This window comes from Streptomyces griseomycini, from assembly GCF_014203535.1.
In the GTDB taxonomy this organism is placed as follows: domain Bacteria; phylum Actinomycetota; class Actinomycetes; order Streptomycetales; family Streptomycetaceae; genus Streptomyces; species Streptomyces griseomycini.
Genome location: NZ_JACHJI010000063.1, coordinates 1 through 1,872, shown reverse-complemented (window position 1 = coordinate 1,872; position 1,872 = coordinate 1). Strand labels below are relative to the sequence as shown.

The 1,872-nt window shown below is 65.9% G+C and carries 1 protein-coding gene and 2 pseudogenes; 1 reads left to right on the top strand and 2 read right to left on the bottom strand.

Annotated features, from left to right (window positions below; all coding sequences use genetic code 11):
* Positions 1-101 (top strand): annotated as a pseudogene (locus FHS37_RS38705) (IS5/IS1182 family transposase); the annotation flags it as partial.
* Positions 102-233: 132 nt separating this feature from the next.
* Here FHS37_RS38705 and FHS37_RS38700 read toward each other — a convergent pair.
* A complete protein-coding gene (locus FHS37_RS38700) occupies positions 234-1,370 on the bottom strand; it encodes a methyltransferase (protein WP_184830012.1) in 1,137 nt (378 codons plus the stop codon).
* 255 nt (positions 1,371-1,625) lie between these two features.
* Positions 1,626-1,766 (bottom strand): annotated as a pseudogene (locus tag FHS37_RS38695) (IS5-like element IS4811 family transposase); the annotation flags it as partial.
* Positions 1,767-1,872: the final 106 nt, after the last annotated feature.

Sequence of the window (1,872 nt, the reverse complement as noted above, 5' to 3'; positions counted from 1 at the left end):
TCAGCCCCCGCTACGAACGCGATCCCCGCAACTACCTGGCCTTTCTCGGCCTCGCCGCCGCCCTGTGCTGCTACAAGCGACTCATCTGCCTCACCACATAGGACACGATCTAAAGAACAAGCTGAGTAGGTGTTTTTGCTCCTGTCATCCCGTGAGCGTGGAGAAGTCGCCCACGGGATGTGCTCACCTGGTGAACCGGGAGGCGGGATGTTGTTGCGCGGTCCGGTTGCCAGTTATGGTGCCGGGGCCAGGCGCCAGAGGGACGTGGTCTCCGCATTTCGAGCTGTGTGGAGTGGGTCGGTGGCGTCCTTGGAGCGTGGGTGACGGGGTTTGGTATCGATCTTGTCCATGACACGAAGCTGTGCTGCCTGGACGGCGTCGAGCAGTTGCTGACGGGTGCGGAGGCCGAGGTGTTCTGCCAGGTCGGACAGGATGAGCCAGCCTTCTCCGCCTGGTCGGAGGTGGTCGGACAGCCCGGCGAGGAAGCTGCGGAGCATACTGCTGTCCGGGTCGTAGACGCCTTGTTCGACGGGACCAGTCGGACGGGCGGGGAGCCAAGGCGGGTTGCATACGACAAGGTCGGCGCGGCCTTGGGGGAACAGGTCGGGGCCCGACACCTCAATGCGGCCGGTCAGTGCGAGCCGGTGGACGTTTTCCTTGGCGCAGGTCAGAGCGCGTGGGCTGATGTCGGTGGCCACGACGTACTGGATACCGCGGCGGGCCAGGACCGCGGCGAGAACACCGGTTCCCGTGCCGAGGTCGAATGCCGTACTGGTGGCGAGGCTGTGCCGGGTTGACGGCGGCAGTGGCGCGTGGGCGACCAAGTCGACGTATTCGTCCCTGACGGGTGCGAACACGCCATAGTGGGGGTGGATCCGAGTCCCGAGCGCTGGCACGTCGATCCCCTTCAGGCGCCACTGATGAGCACCGATCACTCCCAGCAGTTCGCGCAGAGAGACCGCGATGCGTCCCTGTGGGGGGCCATAGGCTTCCAGGCATGCCTGCCGGACGTCGGGGGCCCGGCGCAACGCCAGCGTGTAGTCGTCGTCCAGCAGCACCAGGAGCTTTCCGAGGACACGGGCGCGGTGGCTGCTGCGGCGTCGGTGCTGGTGGAACCTCTCGCGGGGGGACGTACTGGGCCTGGGAGGCTTGCGGTCGATCCGGCGACCCATCGCCTGCAGGAGATGCCGGGCGTTGTGAAAGTCGCCTCGCCAGAGCAGGGCCGTACCCTCGCATGCGTGCCGGTAGGCGTCGTTGGCTTTCGTCCGGTCGTCGGCGACGACGGTTCGCTGGGGCAGAGGGGCAGCGTTCTCGGAATGCCAGCGGGCGGACTGGGGGGCGTCGTTCTCGGTCCAGTGGATGGTGGACACCACGTACTCCTCGTGGTCGAGCGTGCAGGGGCACGAAGAGCACTTCGACGAGGAGCAGACCGAACCGACGCCTGTCCATCGGACCGGCGTCGGCGTTGAGGCAGGTGGCCGTTACCGCTCTCGCGTCGAAGCGCGAGAGCAGACGTCCCAGACAACCATGCCGAGCATCAGGTGATCCCTTCCGGAGGAGTGGCAGAAGGCTCGCACAGGTGTTGTTCGGCTGCCAAACACGCCAGTGGGGCCAGGTCAGCGGGCTGGCTTCTTCGTCCACTTGGTGGCCTGGGAGTTCTTCCGGGTGAGGCGCCTGGTCATGGTGGTAATGAGTGCCCAGTTCAGGTGAGCTTCGGAGTGCTGCGGGAGGCGTTCGTAGTCGCGTGCGTTGCGGAGGGCCTTCATGGGTTCTGGTCCAGGTTTTGGGCTCTGTCGCTGATTTGGGGGTGTCACCGGTTGATCAAGGTGACAGGAGGATGCGGCGTCGCAGGAGGTCGAAGTCGGCCCGCCT